Annotated in this window: 28 protein-coding genes; 10 read left to right on the top strand and 18 right to left on the bottom strand. The window is 63.6% G+C overall.

Going from position 1 to position 25958, the window contains the following annotated elements:
- Positions 1 to 191: 191 nt before the first annotated feature.
- The 4 genes from AB4Y97_RS18265 to AB4Y97_RS18280 form a co-directional block, all read right to left on the bottom strand.
- The gene (locus tag AB4Y97_RS18265; protein WP_442000478.1) at positions 192 to 1442 is read right to left on the bottom strand and encodes a class I SAM-dependent methyltransferase; all 1251 of its coding nucleotides are present in this window, start codon (positions 1440 to 1442) and stop codon (positions 192 to 194) included.
- 78 nt (positions 1443 to 1520) lie between these two features.
- Positions 1521 to 2828 (bottom strand): adenylosuccinate lyase, encoded by a 1308-nt coding sequence (gene purB, locus AB4Y97_RS18270; RefSeq protein ID WP_442000479.1) that lies wholly within the window; start codon positions 2826 to 2828, stop codon positions 1521 to 1523.
- A gap of 61 nt (positions 2829 to 2889) precedes the next feature.
- On the bottom strand, positions 2890 to 3561 hold the full coding sequence (gene rpe, locus AB4Y97_RS18275; protein ID WP_442000480.1) for a ribulose-phosphate 3-epimerase: 672 nt from the start codon (positions 3559 to 3561) through the stop codon (positions 2890 to 2892).
- Positions 3562 to 3694: 133 nt separating this feature from the next.
- Positions 3695 to 4459 (bottom strand): helix-turn-helix domain-containing protein, encoded by a 765-nt coding sequence (locus tag AB4Y97_RS18280; protein WP_442000481.1) that lies wholly within the window; start codon positions 4457 to 4459, stop codon positions 3695 to 3697.
- A gap of 142 nt (positions 4460 to 4601) precedes the next feature.
- Between AB4Y97_RS18280 and AB4Y97_RS18285 the strand changes: the two genes are divergently transcribed.
- The 4 genes from AB4Y97_RS18285 to AB4Y97_RS18300 all read left to right on the top strand — a co-directional run bounded on the left by AB4Y97_RS18285 (position 4602) and on the right by AB4Y97_RS18300 (position 9170).
- Complete coding sequence (locus AB4Y97_RS18285) at positions 4602 to 5048, top strand: FixH family protein (protein ID WP_442000482.1); 447 nt, start codon at positions 4602 to 4604, stop codon at positions 5046 to 5048.
- A gap of 10 nt (positions 5049 to 5058) precedes the next feature.
- Complete coding sequence (locus tag AB4Y97_RS18290; RefSeq protein WP_442000483.1) at positions 5059 to 6303, top strand: cytochrome-c peroxidase; 1245 nt, start codon at positions 5059 to 5061, stop codon at positions 6301 to 6303.
- 374 nt (positions 6304 to 6677) lie between these two features.
- Positions 6678 to 7919 carry an NAD(P)/FAD-dependent oxidoreductase gene (locus AB4Y97_RS18295; protein WP_442000484.1) on the top strand — a complete coding sequence of 414 codons (1242 nt, stop codon included), beginning with the start codon at positions 6678 to 6680 and terminating at the stop codon, positions 7917 to 7919.
- A 126-nt stretch (positions 7920 to 8045) separates the two neighbouring features.
- Positions 8046 to 9170: a hypothetical protein gene (locus tag AB4Y97_RS18300; protein WP_442000485.1), complete on the top strand. Its 1125-nt coding sequence runs from the start codon at positions 8046 to 8048 to the stop codon at positions 9168 to 9170.
- On the opposite strand, the gene AB4Y97_RS18305 is transcribed toward AB4Y97_RS18300, so the two are convergent.
- A complete protein-coding gene (locus AB4Y97_RS18305) occupies positions 9167 to 10177 on the bottom strand; it encodes a P1 family peptidase (protein WP_442000486.1) in 1011 nt (336 codons plus the stop codon). The two genes, AB4Y97_RS18300 and AB4Y97_RS18305, sit on opposite strands and share 4 nt — an antisense overlap.
- 227 nt (positions 10178 to 10404) lie before the next feature.
- On the opposite strand from AB4Y97_RS18305, the gene AB4Y97_RS18310 reads away from it, so the two are divergent.
- Together AB4Y97_RS18310 and AB4Y97_RS18315 are read left to right on the top strand one after the other, a co-directional pair.
- The gene (locus AB4Y97_RS18310; protein WP_442000487.1) at positions 10405 to 11130 is read left to right on the top strand and encodes a cytochrome c biogenesis CcdA family protein; all 726 of its coding nucleotides are present in this window, start codon (positions 10405 to 10407) and stop codon (positions 11128 to 11130) included.
- Between the two features lie 194 nt (positions 11131 to 11324).
- Positions 11325 to 11669: a DUF1203 domain-containing protein gene (locus AB4Y97_RS18315; protein WP_442000488.1), complete on the top strand. Its 345-nt coding sequence runs from the start codon at positions 11325 to 11327 to the stop codon at positions 11667 to 11669.
- A 46-nt stretch (positions 11670 to 11715) separates the two neighbouring features.
- Here the strand turns inward: AB4Y97_RS18315 and AB4Y97_RS18320 are convergent, their stop codons facing one another.
- From AB4Y97_RS18320 to AB4Y97_RS18350, 7 genes are all read right to left on the bottom strand, one after another.
- Complete coding sequence (locus AB4Y97_RS18320) at positions 11716 to 12165, bottom strand: NUDIX hydrolase (RefSeq protein ID WP_442000489.1); 450 nt, start codon at positions 12163 to 12165, stop codon at positions 11716 to 11718.
- A gap of 124 nt (positions 12166 to 12289) precedes the next feature.
- Entirely contained in the window at positions 12290 to 13417 is a 1128-nt protein-coding gene (locus AB4Y97_RS18325; protein WP_442000490.1) for an ABC transporter substrate-binding protein, read from the bottom strand.
- Positions 13418 to 13543: 126 nt separating this feature from the next.
- The gene (locus AB4Y97_RS18330; protein ID WP_442000554.1) at positions 13544 to 13906 is read right to left on the bottom strand and encodes a DUF6867 family protein; all 363 of its coding nucleotides are present in this window, start codon (positions 13904 to 13906) and stop codon (positions 13544 to 13546) included.
- Complete coding sequence (locus AB4Y97_RS18335; RefSeq protein ID WP_442000491.1) at positions 13906 to 14679, bottom strand: ABC transporter ATP-binding protein; 774 nt, start codon at positions 14677 to 14679, stop codon at positions 13906 to 13908. The genes AB4Y97_RS18330 and AB4Y97_RS18335 overlap by 1 nt, the downstream gene beginning before the upstream one ends.
- Positions 14676 to 15518: an ABC transporter ATP-binding protein gene (locus AB4Y97_RS18340; RefSeq protein WP_442000492.1), complete on the bottom strand. Its 843-nt coding sequence runs from the start codon at positions 15516 to 15518 to the stop codon at positions 14676 to 14678. Before AB4Y97_RS18340 ends, AB4Y97_RS18335 begins: the two co-directional genes overlap by 4 nt.
- The gene (gene livM, locus AB4Y97_RS18345; RefSeq protein WP_442000493.1) at positions 15518 to 16933 is read right to left on the bottom strand and encodes a high-affinity branched-chain amino acid ABC transporter permease LivM; all 1416 of its coding nucleotides are present in this window, start codon (positions 16931 to 16933) and stop codon (positions 15518 to 15520) included. The genes AB4Y97_RS18340 and livM overlap by 1 nt, the downstream gene beginning before the upstream one ends.
- 11 nt (positions 16934 to 16944) lie before the next feature.
- Positions 16945 to 17865, bottom strand: coding sequence for a branched-chain amino acid ABC transporter permease (locus AB4Y97_RS18350; RefSeq protein WP_442000494.1), 921 nt, complete (start codon positions 17863 to 17865; stop codon positions 16945 to 16947).
- 272 nt (positions 17866 to 18137) lie between these two features.
- On the opposite strand from AB4Y97_RS18350, the gene AB4Y97_RS18355 reads away from it, so the two are divergent.
- Complete coding sequence (locus AB4Y97_RS18355; RefSeq protein WP_442000495.1) at positions 18138 to 18665, top strand: flavin reductase; 528 nt, start codon at positions 18138 to 18140, stop codon at positions 18663 to 18665.
- A 13-nt stretch (positions 18666 to 18678) separates the two neighbouring features.
- Here the strand turns inward: AB4Y97_RS18355 and AB4Y97_RS18360 are convergent, their stop codons facing one another.
- Positions 18679 to 19530 carry a methionyl-tRNA formyltransferase gene (locus tag AB4Y97_RS18360; RefSeq protein WP_442000496.1) on the bottom strand — a complete coding sequence of 284 codons (852 nt, stop codon included), beginning with the start codon at positions 19528 to 19530 and terminating at the stop codon, positions 18679 to 18681.
- Positions 19531 to 19639: 109 nt separating this feature from the next.
- Positions 19640 to 21100 (bottom strand): patatin-like phospholipase family protein, encoded by a 1461-nt coding sequence (locus AB4Y97_RS18365; protein ID WP_442000497.1) that lies wholly within the window; start codon positions 21098 to 21100, stop codon positions 19640 to 19642.
- 218 nt (positions 21101 to 21318) lie between these two features.
- On the opposite strand from AB4Y97_RS18365, the gene AB4Y97_RS18370 reads away from it, so the two are divergent.
- Together AB4Y97_RS18370 and AB4Y97_RS18375 are read left to right on the top strand one after the other, a co-directional pair.
- Positions 21319 to 21588: an usg protein gene (locus tag AB4Y97_RS18370; RefSeq protein WP_442000498.1), complete on the top strand. Its 270-nt coding sequence runs from the start codon at positions 21319 to 21321 to the stop codon at positions 21586 to 21588.
- A 109-nt stretch (positions 21589 to 21697) separates the two neighbouring features.
- Positions 21698 to 22294, top strand: coding sequence for an exopolysaccharide biosynthesis protein (locus tag AB4Y97_RS18375; RefSeq protein ID WP_442000499.1), 597 nt, complete (start codon positions 21698 to 21700; stop codon positions 22292 to 22294).
- Between the two features lie 25 nt (positions 22295 to 22319).
- On the opposite strand, the gene radC is transcribed toward AB4Y97_RS18375, so the two are convergent.
- Both radC and map read right to left on the bottom strand, forming a co-directional pair.
- Positions 22320 to 23009: a RadC family protein gene (gene radC / locus AB4Y97_RS18380; protein WP_442000500.1), complete on the bottom strand. Its 690-nt coding sequence runs from the start codon at positions 23007 to 23009 to the stop codon at positions 22320 to 22322.
- A complete protein-coding gene (gene map / locus AB4Y97_RS18385; protein WP_442000501.1) occupies positions 23006 to 23827 on the bottom strand; it encodes a type I methionyl aminopeptidase in 822 nt (273 codons plus the stop codon). The genes radC and map overlap by 4 nt, the downstream gene beginning before the upstream one ends.
- A gap of 195 nt (positions 23828 to 24022) precedes the next feature.
- Between map and AB4Y97_RS18390 the strand changes: the two genes are divergently transcribed.
- Positions 24023 to 24847: an FkbM family methyltransferase gene (locus AB4Y97_RS18390; protein ID WP_442000502.1), complete on the top strand. Its 825-nt coding sequence runs from the start codon at positions 24023 to 24025 to the stop codon at positions 24845 to 24847.
- A gap of 26 nt (positions 24848 to 24873) precedes the next feature.
- Here the strand turns inward: AB4Y97_RS18390 and queE are convergent, their stop codons facing one another.
- Together queE and queD are read right to left on the bottom strand one after the other, a co-directional pair.
- The gene (gene queE / locus AB4Y97_RS18395) at positions 24874 to 25605 is read right to left on the bottom strand and encodes a 7-carboxy-7-deazaguanine synthase QueE (RefSeq protein ID WP_442000503.1); all 732 of its coding nucleotides are present in this window, start codon (positions 25603 to 25605) and stop codon (positions 24874 to 24876) included.
- The gene (gene queD, locus AB4Y97_RS18400) at positions 25602 to 25958 is read right to left on the bottom strand and encodes a 6-carboxytetrahydropterin synthase QueD (protein WP_442000555.1); all 357 of its coding nucleotides are present in this window, start codon (positions 25956 to 25958) and stop codon (positions 25602 to 25604) included. Before queD ends, queE begins: the two co-directional genes overlap by 4 nt.

Raw genomic sequence — 25958 nt, forward strand, 5'->3', positions numbered from 1 at the left:
AAAGAGCGGCTCAAGGCGAGAGCTGCCCGCAGCCTCGAAGCCTTGGAAGCAGAACTCAAACCAGCCCTCGACGCCATCACTGCAAAAGATGCCCGAGGCTGGATCAGGCACGCCGGCTATGTCCTACACTGAAACCAAAAGCGCTTTAATCCGAGCGTAATCGCCATGGCCGCCTCAGTTGGGCTTCAACCCTAGGCGCTTCTTCTCAGTTCCGTATTCTCGGCGAGCTTCAAGGCCGCCTCGCGCTTGGCGATGTAATCGCGGGTGAGAGGCACGGTGTCGTTGCGCTTGGCGAGTTGGAGCTGGAACACCACCGCATCCTGGAAGCGGAAGGCGGATTCCGACATGGCGAGATAGCACTCCCACATCCGGCAGAAGCGCTCGTCGTAAAGGCGCAGCACCTCTTCGCGATGGGCCAGGAAGCGCTCGCGCCACTTCTCCAGGGTGAAGGCGTAATGCAGGCGCAGGATCTCGATATCCGTCACGACAAGGCCCGCGCACTCCACCGCCGGCATGATCTCCGAGAGGACCGGAAGATGCCCGCCGGGAAAAATGTAGCGGGCGATCCAGGGATTGGTCGGATAGGGCATCCCGGTCCGGCCGATGGTGTGAAGAAGCATCACCCCATCGTCCTTGAGAAGCCGGTGGCAGGTCTGGAAATAGGTGTCGTAGGACGGCAGGCCCACATGCTCGAACATGCCGACCGAGACGATGCGGTCGAAGGTGCCCTTGGTCGACCGATAATCCTCGAGCTCGAAACGCACCCGATCCGGGATGCCCGCGGCGACGGCACGCTTGCGGGAGACTGCGAGCTGTTCCTCCGACAGGGTCACGCCCTTGACCGAGCCCGCGCCCGCGACCTGCGCCATGTAGAGGCCGAGGCCGCCCCAGCCGGATCCGATATCGAGCACGCTCTGTCCCCGCTCGACCATGAGCTTTGCCGCGATGTGCCGCTTCTTGGCCATCTGCGCCTCTTCGAGGGTGGCGTCCGGATGATCGAAATAGGCACAGGAATATTGCCGGTCGCTGTCGAGAAAGAGAGCGTAGAGACGTCCGTCGAGATCGTAATGATGAGCGACGTTCCGCTTGGAGCGGGTCGCATCGTTCTCGCTGCGCCGCTGCATCCAGGTCCGGATCCTGCGCAGGCGGCGGAGGGGAAGCTCATCGAGCTCCCCGTGGGTGTCCTGCAGAAGAAGCTGGAGCAGGTCGTAGATCGTGCCGGTCTCGATGACGAGCCGCCCATCCATGAACAGCTCGCCCAGCCTCAGCTCGGGGTGAAGGCAGAGCGCGAGCTGGGCCGCCGCATCTGTGAAACGGATCGCGACCCGCGGCTCCTTGCCATCGCCAAAGGTGAAGTTCTTACCTCTGGCGGTGGTCATTGTCAGGGTCCCGTGCTTTACGGCACGGGAAAAAGCGGTGGCGAGAAGTTTCTCCGACAGCATGACAACCCCAGTCGTCGTTCGTCTCCTGCACGGGGATTGTCGCGCGTTGCGAAAATATTTCCAGCCCTTGAGTTATGCTCAGCTTGCGCCGAAGACCCGCGTGAAAATCGTATCGACCTGCTTGAAATGGTAGCCGAGATCAAAGCAGGCTTCGATTTCAGCAGGAGAAAGATACTTCGTTACGTCGGAATCATTCTTTAGTAGGGTCAGGAAGTCGCCCTCGCCGCGCCAGACCGGCATGGCGTTGCGCTGGACGAGCCGGTAGGCGTCCTCGCGGGAGGCGCCCTTCTGGGTCAGGGCGAGAAGCACGCGCTGCGAATGCACGAGGCCGCCAAGGCGGTCCAGGTTCTTCTGCATGTTCTCAGGATAGACTACGAGCTTGTCGATGACGTTGGTGAGACGCGCCAGGGCGAAGTCGAGCGTCACGGTGGCGTCGGGCCCGATCATCCGCTCGACCGAGGAATGGGAGATGTCGCGCTCGTGCCAGAGCGCCACGTTTTCCATGGCGGGCAGGGCATAGGCGCGGACCATGCGGGCAAGCCCGGTAAGGTTTTCCGTCAGCACGGGGTTGCGCTTGTGCGGCATGGCCGAAGAGCCCTTCTGGCCGGCCGAGAAATACTCCTCGGCCTCCAGCACCTCGCTGCGCTGCAGGTGACGGATCTCGGTCGCGAGACGCTCGATGGAGGATGCCACCACCGCCAGCGTCGCGAAATACATGGCGTGCCGGTCGCGCGGAATGACCTGGGTCGAGACGGGCTCGACGGAGAGCCCCATCTTCTCGGCCACGTATTCTTCCACGCTCGGATCGATATTGGCGAAGGTGCCGACCGCGCCCGAAATCGCGCAGGTCGCGACCTCGCGCTGGGCCTCGATGAGGCGCAGCTTGCAGCGCTCGAATTCCGCATAGGCCTGAGCGAGCTTGAGGCCGAAGGTGGTCGGCTCCGCATGGATGCCGTGAGACCGGCCGATGGTCGGCGTCATCTTGTGCTCGAAGGCGCGGCGCTTGAGGGCGGCGAGCAGGGCATCGATATCGCGCAGGAGCAGGTCGGAGGCGCGCACCAGCTGCACGTTGAAGGTGGTGTCGAGCACGTCCGAGGAGGTCATGCCCTGATGCACGAAGCGAGCCTCGGGCCCGACGATCTCGGAGAGATGGGTCAGGAAGGCGATGACGTCGTGCTTCACCTCGCGTTCGATCTCGTCGATGCGCTCGACGTCGAAGCTGACCTTGGAGCCTTTCTCCCAGACGATCTCGGCCGCTTCCTTCGGGACGACGCCGAGATTGGCGAGTGCCGTGGTGGCGTGGGCCTCGATCTCGAACCAGATGCGGAACTTGGTTTCGGGCGACCAGATGGCCACCATCTCGGGACGGCTGTAACGAGGGATCATGGGCTCAACACTTTCGCGCGGGGGGATATGCCCCGCGCGGTAGCACGATAGGCCGTCGATCTCAACGCGCCTTCTCGGCAGCCTCGCGAATGGCAGCCATATTCGCGGCATAAGCCGAGGGACCGCCCTTGAAAGTGGCGGAGCCGGCGACGAGCACGTTGGCTCCGGCTTCTGCCACCAGCGGCGCGGTTTCAGGCGTTACGCCGCCGTCGATCTCGATGTCGATGTTCCTGTCGCCGACCATCTCCTTGATCCGCCGCAGCTTGGGGCAGACGGAGGGAATGAAGGCCTGGCCGCCGAAACCGGGATTGATGGTCATCACGAGGATGAGGTCCACATCGTCGAGCACGGGCTCGATGGAGGTTTCATGGGTGCCCGGATTGAGCACGATGCCCGCCTTCTTGCCGAGCTTGCGGATGGTCTGCAGCGAGCGGTGCAGGTGCGGGCCCGCCTCCGCATGAATGCTGATCACATCCGCCCCTGCCTTGGCGAAGGCCTCGAGATAGGGGTCGACCGGAGCGATCATCAGATGGACGTCGAACACCTTCGCCGAATAGGGGCGAATGGCCTTCACGATGTCCGGGCCTAGGGTGATGTTGGGCACGAAATGCCCGTCCATCACGTCAATGTGGATCCAGTCGCCGCCTGCGGCGTCGACGGCGCGGACCTCCTCGCCGAGCTTGGCGAAGTCGGCCGAGAGGATGGAAGGGGCGATAAGCAGGGGGCGTGTCATGGCCGCGCCGGTAGCACGGGCGTTTCCGAACGGCAACGGGACAAAGTGTTTCCTCGGGGCGTTTCTCCGGCACCGTCGTTTTTAGAACTCACAAAGGATGCCGCAGCGAGGGACCGCCATGGCTTGACGGCGGCTACATCAGGTGCAGCGATGCTGCCGGAATGCCGAACATCCGGCGGAACGTCCGGCTGAGATGTGCGGAATCCGCGAATCCCGCCTCGTGCGCCGCCGCCGTGAGGGACGACCCGGCGGCGGTCCGATCGACGGCGAGCATGAGACGCCGCCAAAGCAGGTAAGTCCGGAAGGGCAGGCCGACCTGGGCGGCGAAAAGATGGCTGAACCGGCTGTCCGAGAGGCAGGCGACGGCTGCGGCCTCGGGGAGGCTGACATGGCCGCCGAGGCGCGGGGCGAGCCAGTCGAGGGCGCGCACGATCCGCGGGTCGAGCGGGCGAGGGGGCAAGGCCTTGCCGACGGCTTTCTCCAGGACAACCTGACCGAGCGCGGCGATTACTCCATCATCCGGCCGTGGGTCCGCCCAGATGCCTGAGAGCCTGGTCGGCGTGTCCTCCAGGAACGGAGCATCGAGGCGGGTCACGGGTGCCCCGGCCATCCGTTGCATCAGCACCTGGCCGGCTTGGCTTTCGGGTTCCACGAAGATCAGCGCGATCCTGCCCTCGGGCTCGAATGCGTGGGGCACGTCCGGCGCGATGAGAACGGCAGGACCTTCCGTGTGTCCATTCTCCGTGCAAATGGCAAAACTTCCGCCGGCCGAGAAGGTCAACTGGATGGCGTGATGGGCATGCAGCCGAGTGGTCTGCGCACGGTCGCGCGCGGGCGGTACATCGAAGGCCCAGAGACTGCCACCCTCCCACAGCACGATCCGCCCGACGATCCTCATGCGTTCCCTCGGTCTCTCCGCTCGCATCAGGATAAGTGGCGCTCCGCAGAAAGTCAGCAGCTTCGTTCAAGCGCCGCGTCCTCCTGGCGCTTAGCTGTGCCCTTTCAAATCGGTGCCGCAACCGCACCGGAAAGGAACAGATATGCCGATACTCACCTCACGCCGGGCGCTCCTGCTCGGCATCCCTGCCATCGCGCTTACCGCTGGCGGCGTCACGGTTGGCGCAATGATGCGCTCCGTTCCCGATGACCTCGATCTCGCGCTCGACAAGCCCACGGCGGCGGGCCTCTATCGTGCCGCCATTGCGCCGGATGCCATGCCGATCGTCATCGGGTCGATGCATGCCTGGACCGTGACCGTCCGGAATCAGTCCGGCGCTCCCGTGAAGGTCGCCCGGATCGGGATCAACGGCGGTATGCCGCAGCACGGTCATGGCTTGCCGACGGCGCCCCGGATGACGGCGGACCTGGGCGACGGCCGTTACCGGATCGAGGGCATGAAATTCAACATGCGCGGCTGGTGGACGCTCGATCTCGCCATCGACGGTCCCAAGGGCACCGACACCGTCACCTTCAACCTCATGCTCTGAGGGGGCTGCGATGCGCAGGTCGGCCGCCATCATTTCTTCGATCCTGCTCGCCGCCGGCATCCTGGCGGCCGGGCTTCATGCCGCCTCCGCGCCGGCCGCACGCTGGACGGAGGAGGAGCGCGCGACCATCCGGTCGCTCGCGCTGGATGCCTTGCCGCCGTTGCCCAAGGATCCATCGAACAGGGTGGTTGACGACCCCCGGGCGGCGGAGTTCGGCCGCGCGCTTTTCTTCGACACACGCCTCAGCGCCAACGGCCAAGTCGCCTGTGCCTCCTGCCATGTTCCCGAGCGCCAGTTCCAGGATGACGTGCCGCTGGCGCGTGGCGTCGGCACGACCGCCCGGCGCACCATGCCCATTGCCGGAACGGCGCACAGCCCCTTCCTGTTCTGGGACGGGCGCAAGGACAGCCTCTGGTCGCAGGCGCTGGGCCCGCTGGAGAGCGCCGTCGAGCACGGTGGAAGCCGCACGCAGTACGCGCATCTCGTCGCCGAGCAGTACCGAGAACCCTATGAGGGATTGTTCGGGGCGCTGCCCGATATGGGGCATCTGCCGCCGCATGCCGGTCCCGTCGCCGATCCGGATGCTGCGGTGGCTTGGGCCGCAATGTCGGAGACAGACCGGGAGGCGGTGAACCGGGTGTTCGCCAACATGGGCAAGGCCATCGCGGCCTACGAGCGTACGATCCTCCCGGCTCGCACGCGGTTCGATGCCTATGCGTCAGCCCTCGACTCCGGCAGCGGTGCCGGAATTCTCGCCGAGGATGAAGTAGCCGGATTGCGCCTGTTCATCGGCAAGGGTGAATGCGTGAACTGCCACAGCGGCCCGCTCCTGACCGACAACCACTTCCACAACACCGGCGTCGCTGAGGCTCCCGGACTGCCGGAGGATCGGGGTCGGGAGGCCGGTGCCAAACTGGTGCGCGAGGATCCGTTCAACTGCCTCGGCAAGTACAGCGATGCGGGTGAGGGCGACTGCTCCGAGCTGCGCTTCATGATGGCGGAGGGGCATGAGTTCCTGCGCGCCTTCAAGACACCGTCGTTGCGCGGCGCCGCTGGTCGGCCGCCTTACATGCATGCAGGCCAGATCGCCACCCTGGCGGATGTTGTGGCGCACTACAGCGCCGCCCCGGCGGCTCCGGCAGGGCACAGCGAGCTGCGCGCCCTGACCCTGAACGAGACGGAGCGGCGGCAACTCATCGCCTTCCTCGCGACCTTGAATCCATTGGCGGAAGGAGGCGGCCGCAAGGGCTTCTGAACACCCAACTCGCGTTGATCCGCGTCCATCATGATCACATACCGATCACGGTGCCGGCCGGAGGTAGCGCATGCCGGGTGATCGTCGCCATCACGGACACGCCAAAAACTGCCTTTGAAGCAAAAAGTCCGCCCAGGGAGATGAGGCGGACTTCGGCTTACTTTCTTTGCGGTCGCACTATAGATCTAATCGGCCAACCTTTGTGAGCGTTCTCCGTAGTCGAAATATCTGCGAGTCATCCGGAGAAGCGGGTCTTATGCCACAGGAAAGACATGGACGGCCCGGAACGAACCGGAGTAAAGAAGCGGTCGCGCGAGGGGCTGGATGTCCCTCGACTCTCGGGACCGAGAGAACTGAAACGGGCAGGGGTTTCCATGCGTAAGGATGTGGTTGTTCTTGGTGCCGGCATCGTCGGCGTATCTGTTGCCTTGCATTTGCAGAAGCGGGACCGCTCCGTGCTGCTGGTGGACAGGCGCGGGCCCGGAGAGGAGACCTCCTACGGCAATGCGGGCCTGATCCAGCGCGAAGGCGTCTATCCCTACGGTTTTCCGCACGATTTCGGTGCGCTGGCGCGCTATGCGCTGAACAACACCATCGATGCCCATTACCACCTGGCCGCGTTGCCGAAGCTCGCGCCCTTCCTGTTCCGGTACTGGATGCATTCGCGGCCGGAAGAGCATAAGGCGATCGCGCGCCTCTATGCGCCGCTGATCGAGCACAGCGTTATCGAGCACCTGGCGCTGGCGGAAGAAGCCGGCTCGACCCAGCTCATCCGCCCGACCGGCTGGATGAAGGTTTTCCGCACCGAGAAAGCCCTCGAGACGCAGCTGCGCGATGCCGAGCAGGTGAAGCGCGACTTCGGCGTCAATTTCGATGCGCTGAAGCCGAAGGACGTGGCCGAGCGCGAGCCGCATATCAAGGCTTCCGTCACCGGCGGCATCCACTGGACCGATCCGGCCGCGATCTACGACCCTTATGAACTGACCCTGTCCTATGTGAGGCTGTTCGAACGCCTCGGCGGCGAGCTGGCTGCGGGCGATGCCAAGACCCTGGAGCAGACGCAGGATGGCTGGCGCATCCAGACCGAGAAGGGGCCGGTTGACGCCGGTGCCGTCGTCGTCGCGCTCGGTCCCTGGGCCGACGTGGTGACGAAGCGTCTCGGCTATCACTTCCCGCTCGCCGTCAAGCGCGGTTACCACATGCACTACAAGCCCGAGGGCAATGCGGTTCTCAACCGCCCGACCCTCGATTTCGAGCGCGGCTACTTCCTCGCGCCCATGTCCAGGGGCATCCGGCTTACCACGGGCGCGGAATTCGCCGACCGCGACGCGCCGAAAACCCCGGTACAGCTCCAGCGCGCCGAGCCCATCGCGAAGGCCTTCTTCCCCCTCGGCGAGCGGGTCGATCCGGAGCCCTGGATGGGCATGCGCCCCTGCACCCCGGACATGATGCCGATCATCGGACAGGCGCCCCGCCACAAGAACCTGTGGTTCAGCTTCGGCCACGCCCATCACGGCATGACGCTCGGCCCCATCACGGGCCGCATCATGGCAGAGATGATGACCGGCGAAACGCCCGTGATCGACCCGAAGCCTTATCGGCCAGGACGGTTCTAAGCCGCCTGCCTTCCGGACCTTTAAGAGCGCTCTTCATAATACAGCAACCCTATCCTATTGGAGGGAAATGCTTGAATGGGGAGGTGAAGCGTTTATGATCGGCTCCAACATTACAGGGGGGGGCGGATGCTGGGGGACCGGTCGCTGATCAGCGGCATCTACGAAGCTGCGGTCATTCCTGAGCGATGGTTCGAGGTTCTCAACCGGATTTCCGCCATTGCAGGAGCTGAGGGAGGCTTCGTCGCCGCCGTCAGCGGACGAGGCGAGAGATCCTGGGTCGCTACGGATTATTATCAGCCCATTCTGGCTGAATGGTATGCCGACGGCTGGCATTTGCAAAATACCTGGATCAAGCGCGGCCTCCAGCGCAAACGCCTGAAGTTCTTCGACGAGAACGATATTTTCGCCCCCGGCGAAGTCGATTCAATTCCCATGTATCGGGATTTCCACCGTCCCCGTGGCGGCGGGTGGTCCGCTGGTGCCATCATGCAGATCCCCGGTGGCGGCCTTGTCTGTATGCGCTTCGAACGTCGCTATGACCAGGGGCCGGTGGAGCGGGAGGGCAAGGCGAATCTCAATCTTCTCCGGTCGCACCTTGCGCGTGCGTCCTTCCTGTTTACGAAGTTCCCTGCGCGGCAGGCCCGGTCGGCGGTTTCCGCTCTCCAATTCATGGATATCCCCGCTGCGGTGCTCACCCGGAACGGCCGCGTTCTGGCTTGCAATCAAGCCATGGAGACCCGGCTTTCTCAGGTCAATGTGAGAGCCGGTGATCGGGTCGTTTTTACGAATGAAGATGCTCAACGGGACTTGAGCGAGAGCCTCGAACGGATGATGGCCGGCTTGTTCGATCAGTTGCGCGGCCCCATTCCTCTCCCGGCCACTGAAGAGCACGGGCCAGCGGTCGCTTATCTGATCCCGATGCGCGGGGCTGCCCAGGATCTGTTCGGCTGCGAGAGCACGTTGCTCATGATCCGGCCCACTGATTCAGAAAACCGCCTCATGGATCTGGTGCGGACTCGGTTCGCCATTAGTGCCGGTGAGGCTCAACGCTGGGGAGGACTGATTGCGGCTGCCTCTCCACGCCTGGCTGCGATGCTCCTGGCCTCGACCGAGAACGTTCAAGCCACCCTCGACCGTGCGCTCGGAAGCACGCAAAATGGATTGGAAGCTCGCATGGCGAACTTCTTATGGCGGCTCGGCGACGATCCGGAATACAGTTCCGCCGGAAGACAGGCTGTACTCTCGCTCTAACCCTGCCGCTCTTTGCCGAAGCGATCCCGCCACGCGGGCTGTGCGCCCGGATAGGGCAGTGCGGTGGCCTCATAGACTCCGCGTGCGATGGCGCGGGTCAGGCAGTCGGTGGCGATGGCGGTGATTTCCGTGAACTCGGCGGGTTCGTCCTTCAGCGGCCGGCGACCCGTGGAGGCGGCAAAGATCGTATCGCCGTCGAAGAGGGCATGGGCGAAGCGGAGGCCCCGCGCGATGCCTCCGTGGGTGGCGATGGCGAGGCGCTTGGCCTGGCCCTTCGTCAGCACAGCGTCGGTGGCGACAAGCGCGATTGTGGTCGCCGGCTGCGGGCCGCCTTTCCAGATCAGTTTGCGCTTTTCCGGCTCGATCCTTTGCGGCAGGCCGACGCCGCCGAACTCGCCGTTTTCCTCGAACCCGCCCGCCCAGAAATGCGGGCCGGTGCCGATGACGGCGGAGGCGACGGAATTCACGATCACCAGCGCGCCGACCGTATGTCCTGTCGAGGTGACGGCGCTGGCAGAGCCGAGGCCGCCCTTCAGGTTCGCTGTCGTCGCGCCGTAGCCGCCGCCGACGGTGCCAAGCGGGAAGTCGAGCCCCGCATTCTGCACGGCTTCGTAACCCAGTTCGCGATAGGGCGGATAGCGGCCCCAATCCTTGTCGCCGCCGTTGAGCAGGTCAAAGATCACCGCCTGCGACACCAGCGGCACGCGGGCATCCCTCACGGCGAAGCCGATGCCCTTTTCCCGCAACGCAGCCTGGACGCCGCTCGCCGCATCAAGGCCGAAGGCCGAGCCGCCGGAGAGCACGACGGAGTGGATGGCGGGAGCGAGCTTGTCGGGGTCGAGCAGGTCGGTCTCGCGCGTGCCGGGTGCGCCGCCCATGACGAAGCACGAGGCGACGGCGGGTTCATCGAACAGGACGGCGGTAACGCCCGATCCGAGGGCGGCATCGTGGATGTTGCCGACGCGCAGGCCTGCGATATCGGTGATGAGATTGCGGGAAACTGTCATGGTCGAGAATCCGTCATGGGCTAGAGCATCGGACCCAAAAGTGGACTTGCACATTTGGCATCAATCCGATGCTCACCTCCTTTAAAGAGCGCATCGTTCCGGGCGGAAAACCGAACCCACTTTTCCGCACGATGCGCTAAGGCAAGCCCAAAATGCGCGGGATCACAAGCTGGCGAGTCCGCCGGCCGCCGGCTTTCTTGTGCGCGAGCGAAAGGTTAGAAGGCCTCATGCTTAACGTCTCCCTCCCTGCTGCCGCGCTCGGCGGCCTCATTAGCTTCCTGAGCCCCTGCGTCCTGCCGCTGGTGCCGCCTTATCTTTCCTTTCTCGCCGGTACGACCTTCGACCGCCTGAATGAGGGCGACAGCGCCGTGCGGCGGCGGGCAGTTCTGGCCTCCCTTCTGTTCGTGGCCGGGTTCTCGACGGTGTTCGTGCTGCTCGGTGCGACGGCGTCCGCGCTGGGGCAGGCGATCCGGCAATATCTCGACGTTCTGAGCACGCTCGCGGGCCTCGCCATCATCGTGATGGGCCTGCATTTCCTAGGGGCGTTCCGGATCGGGTTTCTCTACCGGGAGGCGCGGTTCAACGTGAACCGGCCCATCGGCCTGTGGGGCGCCTATGTGATGGGGCTCGCCTTCGCCTTCGGCTGGACGCCCTGCATCGGCCCGGTTCTCGCCGCCATTCTCGCCGTGGCGGGATCGGAAGCGAGCGTTTCCCGCGGGGCGCTTCTGCTTGCCGCCTATTCAGCGGGCTTAGGAATCCCCTTCCTGCTCGCCGCCTTCGCCATGAAACCCTTCGTCGCCCTCATCAAGCGCATGCGCTCGCACTTCTCCATCGTCGAGAAGACCATGGGCGTACTTCTTATCCTGACGGGCATCGCCTTCCTGACCGGCTGGATCACCGACATGTCGTTCTGGCTGTTGGAGACTTTCCCGGTCCTGGGGCGGCTTGGATAATCCACGACAGGAATCGGGTCGTTCCTCACCGGAGAGCCTGCGATCCTGACGGTCCCATCAAGGAGATCGTCCATGTCGTTTCATGTTCGCGGGCTCGACGCCGCGCTTTTCTCACCCCTCTTCAACCTGTCCGAGGCGGAGCTTTCGGCCATCGGCGCGATCAAGGTCGTGGCCGACGAATCGGATGCCTATCCGTGCCGCGTGTCGCTGACGCGGGTGGAGAAGGGGAGGAGCTTCTGCTCGTCAATCATGTCCACCAGCCGATGCCGAGCTCGCCCTATCGCGCCAGCGGCCCGATCTTCGTCAGCCGCTCGGCCGGTACGGGGCATTACAGGAACGAGTTGCCGCCCATGCTGCGGGATCGGTTTTTGTCCCTGCGGGCCTATGATTCAAACGCCCTCATCGTGGATGCGGACGTCGCCGAGGGGCGGGCGGTTCTGGATGTCATCGAGCGATTTCTCGGCAATCCAAATGTGGCCCATGTGGATGCCCATTTCGCCCGGCGCGGATGTTTTGGGGCGCGGATCGAGCGCGAATAGGACAAGGAGGCGGTTATTGGGATTAACAGGCGGGTTGGTTGGACCTCTACGGCCGCTCCCAGCCGTATTCCGAGTAGGTTTGACGCTCTTCGATGCCAAGGAGGCCTTGGCGTATGTAGGGGATCATGTTGTGAGGGAGTGCTGAGACAGGCGCCCATATCAAGGTGTCGTGCTTATCAGGCTCACAGATCTGCGGCTCCCCCGCCCATTCGGTAGCCATGAAGAAATGGCCGAGCCAGTCGCGGCTCTCGGTAAGGCTGTGCAGTGTATGGGCGTGGCGCAGCGCGCTCGGCTCAAGCGTGATGCCAACCTCTTCCCTGGCTTCGCGGATTGCCGCTTCCAGTATGGTTTCATTCGCATCCAGACCGCCTGCGGGGATGCTCATATATCCGTCCATCCAGCCGGTATGGGCGCGGCGAAGCAGGCAGATCTCGTTACTGCGTCTGAGAACGACAAAGACGGATGCGGTGAGCTGATGGCGATGATGTGCACTCATTGGGGGCTTCTCACGAGAGTATCTTTTGGGAAAACGCCTTTGATTTCAGGCTCAAGTCCGGGGCAAAACAAAACCCGCCCTGTTGCCAGGGCGGGTTCCTTAAATCTCGGCGTGGGCCGATCGATTACATGCCGATCTCGTTGCCGGAATAGTCGATCTTGCCGTCGGCGCCCTTCTTCCAGACGTACATGATGTAGTCCGGACGGGTGATATCGCCCTTCTTGTCGTAGGAGATATCGCCGATCACGGTCTTGAAGGGCTTGCCCGAGTGCATGATGTCGGCGACCTTCTTGCCGTCCGTGCTGCCGGCCTGCTTCGCGGCTTCCGCCAGGATCTGGGTCGCGGCGTAGCTGTAGAGCGTGTAGGCCTCGGGGTCGAAGTTCTTGGCCTTGAACTTGGCCACCACGTCCTTGGCGTTCGGGTTCTTGCGCGGATCCGGCGAGAAGGTCATCAGGGTGCCTTCGGCGCCCGGACCGGCGATCGAGGTGAACTCGGCCGAGACGATGCCGTCACCCGACATGAGCGGGGCGTTGAGACCCTGGTCGCGCATCTGGCGGATGATGAGGCCGGCTTCCGTGTGGAGGCCGCCGAAATAGACCACGTCGACGCCGGCCTGCTTCAGCTTCGAGACGAGAGCCGAATAGTCCTTCTCACCCGGGTTGACGCCTTCATAGACGACTTCCTTGAGGCCCTTGGCGTTCATAGCCTTCATGGTTTCGTCGGCAAGGCCCTTTCCGTAGGGAGTCTTGTCGTGGACGACGGCGACCTTCTTGCCCTTGAACTTGTCGGCGAGATAGCCGCCAGCAACGAGGCCCTGCTGATCGTCGCGACCGCAGGTGCGGAAGGTGTTCCACATGCCGCGCTCGGTGAATTGCGGGTTCGTCGAGGCCGGAGTGACCTGGACGATGCCGGCTTCTTCATAGACTTGCGAGGCTGGGATCGACACGCCGGAGTTGAAGTGGCCGACGACGAACTTCACGCCTTCGGCCGCGAACTTGTTCGCTACCGAAACGCCCTGCTTGGGGTCGGACACGTCGTCGCCGATGACAACCTGCAGCTTCTGGCCGTTGATGCCGCCAGCTGCGTTGATGTCCTCGACCGCCTGCTCGACGCCGTTCTTCAGCTGCGCGCCGAAAGCGGCATTCGGGCCCGTGATGGGGCCGGCAACGCCGATCTTGATCTGCGCGTTGGCCGCGCCGGAGAAGGCGAGGCCAAGACCGAGCGCGACGCCGGTCAACAGCAATTTCTTCATGAGGTCACTCCTCTGGGTGGTTTTATAGGCCCCCTTCCTCGGGGCCGGTGTCAGCAGGTCAAAACCCGCCTTCCGCGTGACATCATGACTCTTTTTGAGCGGAAGTCACGCTGGAATTTCTTAGGCTTAGCCATTCGTATGAGAGGTCTTTTCCTTCCAGCCGAACGGCCCGGTGCGCTCGTAGAGCCAGCGATATTGGGACGTCATCTGGCGGGCGCGGTTGTATTGGAAACCCAGGGAACCGATGATCAGAACCACGATCGCGTCGACGGCATAATAATGGATCGATCGGAGTGTGCCCCCGAACAGCGCGAAGTGGATGAAGCGCACTGCGGCTGCCAGGATCAGCAGATAGACCAGAAGTTGCCAGTAGGGGCGCCAGGTGATCGCCATGGCGCGGCCGGTCATCCAGGCGGCGGCGCCGCCCATGATTACGGTGACGAAAAGAAAGAGCCATATCGAGGGCTCTTCGTACAGGATACCCTGCATCACTTGTGCCCTCCTTCGAGATAGGCGGCCTGAACCTGGGGATTGGCGAGCAATTCCTTGCCGGTGCCGCTCATGGTGATGTTGCCCGTCACCATCACATAGCCCCGATGGGCCAGCTTGAGGGCATGATAGGCATTCTGCTCGACGAGGAAGACGGTCATGCCGTCCCGCTCGTTCAGTTCCTTGATGATCGTGAAGATCTGCTTCACGATCAGAGGTGCGAGACCCAGCGACGGCTCGTCAAGGAGCAGGAGCTTCGGGCGACTCATGAGTGCCCGGGCGATGGCGAGCATCTGTTGCTCGCCGCCCGAAAGGGTGCCGCCACGCTGCTGGAGGCGCTCCTTCAGGCGCGGGAACAGGGCGCAGACGCGCTCCAGATCCTCGTTGAAATGGGCCAGCCCATTCATGGACGCGCCCATCTGCAGGTTCTCGAACACGGTCATGCGCGGGAAGATGCGCCGTCCCTCGGGGGATTGGGCGATCGACAGGCGGGCGATCTCGTGGGTCGGCATCTGGGTGATGTCCCGCCCCGCATAGGTGATCGTGCCTTCCCGCGCCCTCGGATTGCCGAAGATCGTCATCATCAGGGTGGACTTGCCGGCGCCGTTGGCGCCGATCAGCGTCACGATCTCGCCCTCGTGCACATCCATGTCCACGCCCTTGAGGGCGATGATGTTGCCGTAATAGGTCTTGATGCCACGGACGCTGAGCAGCGGCTGACGCGCCGCCTTGCTCTGGGGCGCCGTTGACGGGTTTGCTGCAGCGGTGCTCATGCGCCGATCTCCGCTTCGACTTTTTCAATCTCCTCGTCGGCGACGCCGAGATAGGCGGCGATGACACGGGGGTCGTTCTTCACCTCGGCCGGGGTGCCATCCGAGATCTTGGTGCCGTAATCGAGCACCACCACGTGATCCGAGATTTCCATCACCACCGACATGTCGTGCTCGATCAAGAGGATCGAGGTGCCGTGATCCTTGCGGATCGACATCAGAAGCTCGTTGAGCTCGTGCGACTCGCGCGGGTTGAGGCCGGCCGCCGGCTCGTCGAGGCAGAGCAGGAGCGGGTCCGTGCACATGGCGCGGGCGATTTCCAGCCGGCGCTGGTCGCCGTAGGGCAGGTCGCCGGCGGGGTCATCAGCCCGGTGGATGAGCCGGGTCTTTTCCAGCCAGAACTTGGCACGCTCGATCGCCTCCTTCTCGGCCTTGCGATAGCCGCCGATTCCGAGAACGCCCAGGAAGGTGAAGCCCGAAGCGATCATGAGCGGGTTGTGCTGGGCCACCAGCAGGTTCTCGAGCACGGTCATGCCGGAGAACAGGCGGATGTTCTGGAATGTGCGGGCGACCTTGCCCTTCCAGTTGATGTCGTAGCCCGGCAGCCGCTCCAGAAGCAGATGCGAGCCGTCAGGCTTCCGCAACGCAATCATGCCTTCCGTCGGCTTGTAGAAGCCGGTGATGCAGTTGAAGACCGTGGTCTTGCCTGCGCCGTTCGGCCCGATCAGCGCGGTGATGTCGCCGCGCCCGGCCTGGAAGGACAGATCGTTGATGGCGACGAGGCCGCCGAAGCGCATCGTCAGATGCTGAACATCGAGAATGGGATCCTGCTGCCAGCGCATTAGCCGTGTCCTTCTTTGACGAGGGAACCTGAAATGGCCTTGCGTTCTTTCAGGATCACTGAGGGTTCACGCTCCGAGATGAGGCCGCGCGGACGCCAGACCATCATGGCGACCATGCCCATGCCGAAGAGCAGCAGGCGATATTCGTTAGGGTCGAAACCCGCACCGAAGATGGACTGAAGGAAGTTGAGGTTGCGCAGCATCTCGGGGCCGCCGACAAGCACGATGGCCGCGATGGCGACGCCGATCTGCGATCCCATGCCGCCCATGACCACGATGGCCAGGATGATCGCCGATTCCAGGAAGTTGAAGCTTTCCGGAGAGACGAAGCCCTGGCGGACCGCGAAGAACGAACCCGCGAAGCCGCCGAACATGGCGCCGATGGCGAATGCCGTCAGCTTGGTGTTCGTGGTGTTGATGCCGAGCGAACGGCAGGCGATCTCGTCCTCGCGCAGGGCCTCCCACGCGCGGCCGATAGGCAGCCTGCGCAGGCGCATGGTCACGAAATTGGTGATCAGGGCCAGAACCAGGATGAGGTAATACAGGAAGATCATCCTGTGCATGCCGTTGAACTCGAGCCCGAAGGTGCTCGCGAACCCGCCTTCGCCCGCCGTGAAGGGCAGGCCGAAGAAGGTCGCGCGCGGGATCGAGGAGATACCGGCGCCGCCATTGGTCAGGTCCGTCCAGTTGATGAGGACGAGACGGACGATCTCACCGAAGGCGAGGGTGACGATGGCAAGATAGTCGCCCCGCAGGCGCAGCACCGGGAAGCCGAGGATCATCCCCCAGAAGGCGGCGAGGATGCCGGCGAGAGGCAGGCAGATCCAGAACGACAGGCCGAAGGTGGTCGAGAGCAGGGCATAGGAATAGGCCCCGACCGCGTAGAAGGCGACATAGCCGAGATCCAGAAGGCCCGCGAGGCCGACCACGATGTTCAAGCCCCATCCGAGCATCACGTAGGTGAGGATCAGGATGCCCAGATCGACCCAGTAGCGCGACTCGTTCAGCCCGCCCTGGATCAGATAGACCAGGAACGGAAAGGAGAGGGCGGCCCCCAGGAAGAAGGGGATGGCGAACTTGGATATATGCTGGAAGGCGCTCGGCTCGGCATGAACCAGCTCCGTCGCCTGATGGGGGTCGGGCAGGGCCTTGCGCGCGGCCCGCGTCGCCATGAAGGCGTGCTGCAGCAGGCGAAGCCCGAAGATGATGGCGCAGAAGATCGCGACCAGTCCCCAGCGCGGCGTCAGGAAGAGATCGGCGCCGTTCTGGTCCGTCTTGTAGGCCAGGATCGGGATGGAGAGGCCGAGCGCGATCAGCGCGGTGATCGCGGAGTCCTTGAGCGCCGTCGGGAAATCGAAACGGCTCGGTGCGGCCATGTCCTCGGCCGAGGTGGTGGTAATCGGAGGAGCGTTCATGGGCAGGCTCCTTAAACCTTCTCGACTTCAGGCCGCCCCAGGATACCGGAGGGCATGAAGATGAGGACGATGGCGAGGATCGAGAACGCGGCCACGTCCTTGTACTCGATGGAGAAGTAAGCCGACCAGAAGGTCTCGATGAGGCCGATGATCAGCCCGCCGAGAACGGCGCCCGGAAGCGAGCCGATGCCGCCGAGAACCGCCGCCGTGAAGGCTTTCACGCCCGGCACGAAGCCGTCATTGAAGCTCACGACGCCATAATACAGGAGGTACATGGTGCCCGCGACCGCCGCGAGGGCGGCGCCTATCACGAAAGTGAGGGAAATCGTCCGGTCCACGTTGATGCCGAGCAGCGCCGCCATCTTGCGATCCTGCTCGCAGGCGCGCTGGGCGCGTCCGAGCGAGGTCTTCTGGACGATGTACCAGAAGATGGTCAGAAGCACCGCAGTGGAGACCATGATGATGATCTGCTTGTAGGACAGGGCGACATTGTAGCCGCTCGCGCCCTGGAACAGCACGATCACGTCGCCGATCATGGGAGGCGTCGGCTTGTTGCGGGCGCCCTGAGCCACCTGGACGAAGTTTGACAGGAAGATCGAGACGCCGATGGCTGAGATCAGCGGCGCGAGGCGGAAGGAGCCACGCAGGGGCCGATAGGCGATCCGCTCGATGGCCCAGCCCCACAGGGAGGTGAGCGCCATCGCGATGACCAGCACGATGAGCAGCGCCAGCGCGATGGAGGAAATTCCGAGCCATGTGGTCAGAATCAGAAAGAAGATGAGAGCGATGAAGGCCGAGAGCATGAACACGTCGCCATGGGCGAAGTTCACCATGCCGATGATGCCGAACACCATCGTATAGCCGATTGCGATGAGGCCGTAGATCGACCCCAGCGTCAGCCCGTTTATGAGCTGCTGCACAAAAATTTCCATATCCTACCCTTGCCCCTCTGGAAGGGGTCATTCTTGGAGCTGTCCCAGCAAAGCACGATGCAATGGCAAGGCCAAGCCGGACATAAGGCGGGGGTCTGTAGCAAAGCGAGAGCCCCTCGACAACAATCTGTTAAGTTTCCCATAAATTTGGCTGATGGAACAGTGAAACTTGAGGTTTTTCACGAAGCTTTCAAAATCTTCGGATCGCGACCATATCCCTCCATGGCCTTGTGCTTTGCCAAAAAGGGTGGGAGAGGCTTTTACGGATTCAAATGTTGAAGACTCAGCCCGTCCCCAATTCCGCCGACGCCGGCACCCCCGGCCTCGATTCGGCTCTCTTTCGCGAGGGAATGAGCCGTGTCGCCGCTGCCGTTCACATCGTCACGACCGACGGCTCCGCGGGGCGCGCCGGCTTCACCGCGACCGCCGTCACGCCCGTCACCGACGATCCGGCCTCGTTGCTGATCTGCGTCAATGCGGCGGGCCGGACGGCTCAGGCGCTGATTTCGAACGAGGTGTTCTGCATCAATACGCTCGGCGCCGACGATATCCCTGTCGCCGATGCCTTCGCCGGTCGGGCCAATCTGCACGGCCAGGACCGCTTCACCCTGGGACAATGGGACACGCTCGCCACAGGCGCGCCGCTCCTCAAGTCCAGCCTCGTTTCCTTCGACTGCCGCCTCACGGACGCACGGCTCGTCGCCACCCATTACGTGATCGTCGGCGAGATCGTCGCGATCCGGCTCGGCGAGCCGAAACCCGCGCTGGTCTATCAGGGCCGACTCTATCATCGTCTTTGAAGGACCCGGGGTTCTACCCTTTGTTCCGAGGTCCCTGAGGCGCATAGGAACTCCAGCCGGTCAGTTGCACGAAGCCGTCGGGGGTAGCGATGACGAGATGGCTCCTGTGCCTGTGGACCAGCGTGCCGGGCTTGTGGAAGTGCTCCTCCTCCCAGCCTGATCCTTCCCAGACATAGATGTAGCGTGAATTGACCTGGGCGAAGGTCTCGATGGATCCGAAGGCGCGGATGGTGCGCAGCACATCGCCGACGCCTTTCGTCCAATCGAGTGTGCGTTGGGCCTGTGTCATGCGCGGCCAGTAGCTTCCCGTTCCCTGCGGCGTCGCCTGGGGCCAGAGCCGGGGCAGGTCTTCGGCCAAATGGGCTGCGATGCGCTTTGCTGCCATCTGGCATTTGGCGAGCAGCCTGTCGTGATTCTCGTCCGGATCGAGCGTGAAGCGATCCTGCGCGAGGATAGGGCCCGTGTCGAAAGTCGGGTCGAGGGCATGGACGCTCACGCCCCAGTCCGGAACCCGATCGAGGATGGCCTGAAAGAGCGGATAGGGTCCGCGCCCGACGGGGAGCGGGGAAGGGTGGAAGTTGATCGCATAGGGGAGGTAGGTCTCCCAGTCCTTGATCAGCCAGGGGTATCCTGCAACGACGAGCGCCTCGCAACGGAGGGCCTTCAGATGGGCGAGGTCGGCTTGGCGCAGGCGCGTGAACTGAACCGGCACCCGCAAGGCGCGGGCGCGGGCAACCGTCACGTCGTTGAAGTCGTAAATGCCGTCGCAGGGGCGGCTGAAGAGTTTCACGGGCTCCCAGCCCTTGCTGAGAAAAGTCTCGAAAACGTCCCCGAGAAAATCGATACCGGCAAAGGCGAAACGCATATCCTGCTTGAGCCTCCGAAAGGCTGAAGAATCGAGGGTTGCCTCTCGATGCCTGAAAAGTCGTTCCTCAAGCCACCCGATAAAGTTGCTTCACTTTCGCTCCGCGTGGCTAGGGCGAATCTTCAGTTTCGGTAAGCGACGCCGTCAACATCCGCCTGGAACCTCCGCGGATGAATTTGCGGAAGGTCGCGTTGTTGCGCAGGGCGATTTCGCCGGCGCCGATGACCGTATCGAGCGTCTGCGGATCGAGCTGGAAGCGGGTCGGGACCTCGTCCATGCGCTTGCGCAATTCCGGTCCCGCATCCTCCGAGGAGACCCGGCCGACGGTGAAGGTCACATCGCCGCATTTCCAGCCGTCCGGCGTGCCGCGCAGCTTCACGATCTCGTCGCTGGAAAGCGAGCAGCGCCAGCGCTTCAGGTCGTTCTGCCAGCCGGTCATGGTGGCGTTGAAATAGTCATAGCCCTTGTAGACCCCGGAATCGATGGCGACGTCCGTGACGATGCCGGCGAGCTCCATGCCCGAGGGCGAGGCGAGGTGCTCCGGCCAGTTGCCGGCAGGGCCTCGGCCCGCATCGACCACCAGGAACAGGAAGTTCTTCACCCGCACGGCCTGCTCGGCCGTCATCGGCATATAGGGCCGGTCGCGGTTGGTCCGTGCGATGGCAAGGGAATGGATACCGAAATTGTCGGTCAGGCCGCCGTCCAGAAGCTTCACATAGCGGAAGCGTTCCGGGTTGTTGCGGTATCGCACCATGGCAGCGGCGCTGGCGCGCAGGGTGGCGGGAGCCGTCCGGTCCTCGACGCCGCGCTGGTACCATTGCGGCACATGGCCGCCGCAAGACGAGCCGAAATTCTCGACATTCATGGGAATGAAGAGGCCGGGTACGGCAGCTGACGCCGCCACCGCCTCTGACAGGCGGACGCGGCCGAGATCGCTGCAGAGCACATTGAAGGTGACCGGCTCGAAGACGAAGGGGACGCGGCTGTAGATATCCGATGCGGCAATCCACACGAGCGGACGCTTCCTGGCGAAGAGATCGGCATAGGTCGCGCCGTCGAACAGGTTCTCGTCGAGCCAGTTCGGGAACTTGGAACGGTCGTTGACGCCGCCGTCGCTGACGATCCGAAGGACGTTCGCCAGCGAGACATCCGTGTCGAAGCCCTGTTCCGCATTGCGCTCCAGGAAGCGGGAGCGGAAGGTGGGCAGGCCGTCGCGACCCTTGAGGCCGAAATAGGCGGCGGTGACCGAACCGCCCGACACGCCGGACACGAGGTCGATCATATCCGTCATCCGCTGAGGGCCCTGATCGGTGGCCAGTTGATAGCGGTCGAGTTCGTTCAGGACGCCATAGGAGAAGGCGGATGCCCGCATGCCGCCGCCGGAAAAGGCCACGCCGACGACGGTCGATCCGAACTGGTCCGGGCCGAGCGGCCAGCCGCCCTGATCCGCCATGCTGGCGATGGGCCCGTTGATCGGCGTGTTGAGGGCTCCTCCGGCACAGGCCGACACCGCCAGCGCCAGAGCGCCCGCAATAAGCCCGCGGCTCCACAAACTCCGAACCATCGTCATCGTACCCCCACAGCCGACAGCGTAACGGAATACGATGACGGAGGGGAAGTCTCAATAGGCAGGCATTCCCTTTTGGCAGGATTTGCCTCTCGCGAAAGGCTCGTGCGCAAGGACCTGCGGGGATGCGACTTTCGGGATGGGAACCCGAAAGTTCGCGCGCGATTTAACCTTGAGCATGGGCCCCCGACGCCCTGCATCATTTCAGGCAAGGAGTTCGCATGGTCTCCAAGGATTTTATCCGCCAGCTCGAGGGCTATGGCCTCACGACCGCCAACATCCTCTATCGCATGCCCGATCATCCGCATCTTCTGCAGACCTTCATCTGGCAGGAATACGACCTGGCGCCCAGGTTTCCGGTTCTCCTCGAGTTCCTGGATTTCTGGCAGCGGGAACTGGCCGGGCCGCTTCATTCCGTCACGGTGAGCCATTCGCGCCTGATCCGCCCGGCGGAGTTCCGGGCAATCGAGGGTGAGATCTCCCTGCATTGAGGGGAGGACCTCAATCAAAACAAGGTCGTGACGGACTTGCGCACTTGGCCCGCAGGGTCAACTCGGGTAGAGAAGCCTGTCCGAGCATCCTCGAACTGACCAGGGCTCCTTGTTCTCCAACGCGCGTACCTCCCAGATCCTGGCTGCTCTGGCTTCCCAGCCAGGCGAACGTCTTACCGTCCGTGATATCATGGGCGTGCTACAGGACCGTGCCTTCGCCCTCCTGATCGTTCTGCTGGCGCTACCGAACTGCCTTCCCATGCCGCCCCCGATCCCGCTCGTCTGCGGCCTTCTGCTGGCGTTCGTCGCGGTCCAGATCATCTTCGGCCGCTCGACGCCGTGGCTGCCGAACGCACTCCTGAACCGTTCCATCGCCAGTGTGGATGTCGAGCGGGCGGTTGCCCGGGCACTGCCGGCCTTCCGCCGGCTCGAGCGCTTCTCGCGTCCCCGGATGACCTTCCTCGATACGCCCCTCACCATGCGCCTCATGGGCGTGGTCATTCTGGTGATGGCCTTGGGACTGCTTTTCGCGCCGCCCTTCGTCGGGCAGATCCCCATGGGGCTGGCGGTGTGCCTGGTCGGTCTGGGGCTGGTCGAGCGGGATGGGGTGGTCATCTTGAGCGGCCTTGTCATCGGCGCCATCGGCCTGATGCTCAGCCTCGGCTTCATCTATGCGATCTTTTCGGGGATCGAGTCGCTGTTTTAAGGAGACGGGCTCGTGAGCACGGGCCTCAGATCAGCTTCAATCCCTTCAAACTCGCATGCCCCTCGCGCCCGACGATGATGTGGTCGTGGACGATGATACCGAGAGGCTTGGCGACGTCGATGATGTCGCGTGTCATCTTGACGTCCGCAGTGGATGGGGTCGGGTCTCCGCTCGGATGATTGTGGACGAGGATCAAGGCGGAGGCGGAGAGTTCGAGCGCCCGCTTCACCACCTCGCGCGGATAGACCGGCGTGTGGTCGACGGTGCCCGATTGCTGCACCTCGTCGGCGATCAGGGCGTTGCGCTTGTCGAGGAAGAGCAGGCGGAACTGCTCCTTGTCCATGAAGGCCATGGCCGCGCGGCAATAATCGAGCACGGAAGTCCAGGAGGACAGGACGGGCCGTTTCGCCACCTCGCCCCTGGTCAGGCGGCGGGCGGAGGCTTCAACGATCTTCAGGTCGGTGACGACGCTCTCGCCGATGCCTTCCACCTCCATCAGCCGGGCGGGGGAGGCGGCCAGCACCTCGGCGAAGGTGCCGAAACGCTTCAGCAGCTCCTTGGCGATCGGCTTTACGTCCCGGCGCGGGATGGAGCGGAACAGGACCAGCTCCAAGAGCTCGTAATCCGGCATGGCATCGCCCCCGACTTCCGAGAAGCGGGCGCGCAGCCGGTCGCGGTGGCCGTGGTAATGGGGCGTATCGTCGGCGTCGCTCATGCGGCGGCGTAAGGCGGCTTGTCGTAGCCCTTGGGCGACAGGGTGAAGATCTCGACGCCGGTCTCCGTCACACCCACCGTATGCTCGAACTGGGCGGAGAGGGACCGGTCGCGGGTCACGGCGGTCCAGCCGTCCGAGAGCACCTTCACCTGCGGGCGGCCCAGATTGATCATGGGCTCGATGGTGAACAGCATGCCCGGCTTCAGCTCAACGTTATAGGCCGGCTCCACATAGTGGAGGATCGTCGGGGAATCGTGGAAGACCCGGCCGAGGCCGTGGCCGCAGAAATCGCGCACCACGGAGCAGCGCTCGGCTTCCGCATAAGTCTGGATGGCCGCGCCGATATCGTTGGTGGTCGCCCCGGGGCGAACCGCCGCGATGCCGCGCATCATGGCCTCGTAGGTGATCTCGCAGAGCCGTTGGGCCCGCCGGGGCACGTCGCCGACATAGAACATGCGGCTCGAATCCCCGTGCCATCCGTCGAGGATGAGGGTCATGTCGATATTGACGATATCGCCGTCGCGCAGGGGCTTGTCGTTCGGGATGCCGTGGCAGACCACGTGGTTGATCGAGGTGCAGATGGTCTTGGTATAGCCGCGGTAATGCAGGCAGGCCGGATAGGCGCCATGATCCCGGATGAATTCGAAGGAAAGCTTGTCGAGGGCGTCCGTCGTCACGCCGGGTTTCACCTTGTCGACGAGCATGTCCAGCGCCTCGGCGGTCAGGCGGCCTGCACGCCGCATGGCCTCGAAGGCTTCCGGGCCATGAAGTGGAATCTCGCTGGCCCGCTTGCGTTCGATGAGATCTGTCTCGGTCATTCTCGGTCCTTAAACTCAAGCCAGAATGTAGGGATTGGCACGCCCGACGCAAGCGAAGTCCTAAAGCATGATACGGCAAAATGGAAACGAGGTTGCCGAAAGATCGGGCTCCCGGCCGGCTTGCGATTGTAGCGCGAGGGTGTCATGAGCACCCCAACTTTTTGCCGGAGTCCGGCTTTCTGGTTTCTAGGTGACATGAACGATCCACGCCCCTACGGCGCCTATGCGCCCTCCGGTCTGGTTGACCTGGCGATTACCGGCACGCGCCGTCTGCCCCAGCGCTGGGCCACGCGCCGCATCGCCCTGATGCTCCGCCGGCTCGTCCTGCAATCCCTGAAGGGCGCCCCGCTCGACATCGAGACCTTTGGTGTGCGCATGCGGCTTCATCCCTACAACAATGTCTGCGAGAAGCGCATCCTCTTCACCCCGCAATACTTCGATCCGGTCGAGCTGGAACTTCTCGGCAGCCGGATCACGGAGGGGTTCACCTTCGTCGATATCGGCTCGAATGTGGGTTGGTACGCCCTTTTTGTCGCGGCCCGCGCCGGGGCTTCCGGCCGCATCCTGGCCGTCGAGCCGCAGCCGGAGATCTTCGACCGGCTGGCCTACAACATCCGCCAGAACCCCTTCGGCACGGTGAAGGGCGTGGCCTGCGCGGTGGCGGACAAGACCGGAGAGCTCACCCTGTTCCTCGACCCCAACAACCGGGGCGAATCGAGCGTGAAGATCGTCAGCTCCAGCCAGACCGACGCGATCCGGGTGCCAGCCATCACTCTGCTCGACCTTCTCGACCAGGAGGGCTTCACCCATGTCGACGCGGTGAAGCTCGACGTGGAGGGGGCGGAGGACCTGATCCTCGACCCGTTCTTCCGGGACGCGCCGGCCTCGCTCTATCCCTCGCTCTTCATTATCGAGGATGGCCGGGACCGCTGGCAGATCGACCTGCCGCAGCTCCTGGAAGGCAAGGGCTATCGCCTGATCCTTCAGACCCGGATGAACCTGGTCTTCGAGCGGGGATAGGTTCGCGCTTGGTTGAAACGCGGCAATCAGACGCCGCGTTTGTTGCCCCAGATCAGGACGTGCAGTTGCGGCAGGACCGTCGCCGTGAACCACCGGTCCGCCGCGACCCTGTCGATGAGCCAGCGGTAGCGGCTCATCAGCCCGTCGATATCGGCCGCTTCGCCGCCCTGGCCCTCATGGGTTTTCAGCGGGTCAGGATTTCCGACCTGAAGGTAGATCGGCAGAGACGGGTAACGGTTCGCCACGAGCCGGGCATAGGCATAATCGGCCTCGTCGAACACCACCACCTTCACGACGCGTTGCGGCCCGCCTTCCGCCGCCATGACGCAATCGTCTAGGGCCTGCCAGTCGGTCTCCATTCCCGAGGATGGCGGCTTGGGGCTGAGAAGGAGCCATTCGAGCGCCGCGAACCAGGGTTGCGGCACGCTGCCCTGGGTTTCCAGAGCGAAGGTGTATCCCTTCTCGCGCCCCAGCGCGATCAGCGGCGCCAGAGGCTGAAGAGCCGGGTTTCCTCCCGACAGGGACACGAGCACAGGCGTGGAGCCGGCCAGATCCTCGACCTGCGCCATGATCTCGGCCGGCGCCATCAGCGTCCATTCCTCACGGAATTCGGGCAGCACCGCATAGAGCGTATCGCACCAGCTGCAGCGATAGTCGCAGCCGCCCGTGCGCACGAAGACGGTCGGGCGTCCGATCAAAGGGCCTTCGCCCTGGATCGTCGGGCCGAAGATTTCGCTGATGCGGATCTTTCCCTTCATGGACGATATTCCGCCCAGGTTCTCGGGGTCTCGCTGACGCGGATTGCGGCAACTTCGTGCCAGCGCGCGCGGCACCAGTCATAGAGCCATTTGGCGAGCACCTCGCTGGTCGTCCGGTCGTGCCCGAGGACATCGTTGAGGTGACGGTGGTCGAGCTTCTCGTCGATGAACTCCTTCAGTTCCGAGAGTTCGCGGTAGTCGCGCACGAAGCCGACCGGATCGAGTTCTGCCGATTCCAGCACGACCTCGACCTCATAGTTGTGTCCGTGGAGGCGGGCGCAAGGGTGCTGCTCCGGCAGGCCGCCGATCACATGCGAGGCCGAGAACGTGAACCGCTTGGCGATGATGTACAT

Origin of the sequence: Microvirga sp. 2TAF3 (assembly GCF_052114965.1) — a bacterium.
In the GTDB taxonomy this organism is placed as follows: Bacteria; Pseudomonadota; Alphaproteobacteria; order Rhizobiales; family Beijerinckiaceae; genus Microvirga.

Bases quoted from the DNA above. Each gene is read 5' to 3' on its own strand.
- AB4Y97_RS18295 (WP_442000484.1), top strand. From the start codon at position 6,678: ATGCGTAAGGATGTGGTTGTTCTTGGTGCCGGCATCGTCGGCGTATCT.
- AB4Y97_RS18335 (WP_442000491.1), bottom strand. From the start codon at position 14,679: ATGAGCACCGCTGCAGCAAACCCGTCAACGGCGCCCCAGAGCAAGGCG.
- AB4Y97_RS18290 (WP_442000483.1), top strand. From the start codon at position 5,059: ATGCGCAGGTCGGCCGCCATCATTTCTTCGATCCTGCTCGCCGCCGGC.
- AB4Y97_RS18325 (WP_442000490.1), bottom strand. From the start codon at position 13,417: ATGAAGAAATTGCTGTTGACCGGCGTCGCGCTCGGTCTTGGCCTCGCC.
- AB4Y97_RS18340 (WP_442000492.1), bottom strand. From the start codon at position 15,518: ATGCGCTGGCAGCAGGATCCCATTCTCGATGTTCAGCATCTGACGATG.
- AB4Y97_RS18355 (WP_442000495.1), top strand. From the start codon at position 18,138: ATGTTGAAGACTCAGCCCGTCCCCAATTCCGCCGACGCCGGCACCCCC.
- map (WP_442000501.1), bottom strand. From the start codon at position 23,827: ATGACCGAGACAGATCTCATCGAACGCAAGCGGGCCAGCGAGATTCCA.
- AB4Y97_RS18390 (WP_442000502.1), top strand. From the start codon at position 24,023: ATGAACGATCCACGCCCCTACGGCGCCTATGCGCCCTCCGGTCTGGTT.
- queE (WP_442000503.1), bottom strand. From the start codon at position 25,605: ATGAAGGGAAAGATCCGCATCAGCGAAATCTTCGGCCCGACGATCCAG.
- livM (WP_442000493.1), bottom strand. From the start codon at position 16,933: ATGAACGCTCCTCCGATTACCACCACCTCGGCCGAGGACATGGCCGCA.
- purB (WP_442000479.1), bottom strand. From the start codon at position 2,828: ATGATCCCTCGTTACAGCCGTCCCGAGATGGTGGCCATCTGGTCGCCC.
- AB4Y97_RS18310 (WP_442000487.1), top strand. From the start codon at position 10,405: ATGCTTAACGTCTCCCTCCCTGCTGCCGCGCTCGGCGGCCTCATTAGC.
- AB4Y97_RS18300 (WP_442000485.1), top strand. From the start codon at position 8,046: ATGCTGGGGGACCGGTCGCTGATCAGCGGCATCTACGAAGCTGCGGTC.
- AB4Y97_RS18320 (WP_442000489.1), bottom strand. From the start codon at position 12,165: ATGAGTGCACATCATCGCCATCAGCTCACCGCATCCGTCTTTGTCGTT.
- rpe (WP_442000480.1), bottom strand. From the start codon at position 3,561: ATGACACGCCCCCTGCTTATCGCCCCTTCCATCCTCTCGGCCGACTTC.
- AB4Y97_RS18365 (WP_442000497.1), bottom strand. From the start codon at position 21,100: ATGACGATGGTTCGGAGTTTGTGGAGCCGCGGGCTTATTGCGGGCGCT.
- AB4Y97_RS18370 (WP_442000498.1), top strand. From the start codon at position 21,319: ATGGTCTCCAAGGATTTTATCCGCCAGCTCGAGGGCTATGGCCTCACG.
- AB4Y97_RS18265 (WP_442000478.1), bottom strand. From the start codon at position 1,442: ATGCTGTCGGAGAAACTTCTCGCCACCGCTTTTTCCCGTGCCGTAAAG.
- AB4Y97_RS18280 (WP_442000481.1), bottom strand. From the start codon at position 4,459: ATGAGGATCGTCGGGCGGATCGTGCTGTGGGAGGGTGGCAGTCTCTGG.
- radC (WP_442000500.1), bottom strand. From the start codon at position 23,009: ATGAGCGACGCCGACGATACGCCCCATTACCACGGCCACCGCGACCGG.
- AB4Y97_RS18360 (WP_442000496.1), bottom strand. From the start codon at position 19,530: ATGCGTTTCGCCTTTGCCGGTATCGATTTTCTCGGGGACGTTTTCGAG.
- AB4Y97_RS18305 (WP_442000486.1), bottom strand. From the start codon at position 10,177: ATGACAGTTTCCCGCAATCTCATCACCGATATCGCAGGCCTGCGCGTC.
- AB4Y97_RS18330 (WP_442000554.1), bottom strand. From the start codon at position 13,906: ATGCAGGGTATCCTGTACGAAGAGCCCTCGATATGGCTCTTTCTTTTC.
- AB4Y97_RS18285 (WP_442000482.1), top strand. From the start codon at position 4,602: ATGCCGATACTCACCTCACGCCGGGCGCTCCTGCTCGGCATCCCTGCC.
- queD (WP_442000555.1), bottom strand. From the start codon at position 25,958: ATGTACATCATCGCCAAGCGGTTCACGTTCTCGGCCTCGCATGTGATC.
- AB4Y97_RS18350 (WP_442000494.1), bottom strand. From the start codon at position 17,865: ATGGAAATTTTTGTGCAGCAGCTCATAAACGGGCTGACGCTGGGGTCG.